Raw genomic sequence first — 229 nt, forward strand, 5'->3', positions numbered from 1 at the left:
GAGGGTGGTGCGACGGCGGGGGGCGCACGCGTGCCAGACGCGCGGTATGACGCGACTCGGGAGAGTGTGACGGCGCAGATTGAAGGGGGGCCTGAGGGCGTGAGCCGGGAAGGGCTTTACGATTTGCGGCCCGCCGGGGCGGCGCGGAACGCGGTGGACAGCGCGCTGTGGGATCTGGAGGCGAAGCGGTCGGGCAAGCGGGTCTGGGACTTGGCGGGACGGCCCGAGC

At 72.9% G+C, this 229-nt stretch carries 1 pseudogene; it reads left to right on the forward strand.

The features are described from left to right. A pseudogene (locus AB2B41_RS23850) lies at positions 1-229 on the forward strand (dipeptide epimerase); the annotation flags it as partial.

The organism is Sulfitobacter sediminis (assembly GCF_040811725.1).
GTDB classification, from domain to species: Bacteria; Pseudomonadota; Alphaproteobacteria; order Rhodobacterales; family Rhodobacteraceae; genus Sulfitobacter; species Sulfitobacter sediminis.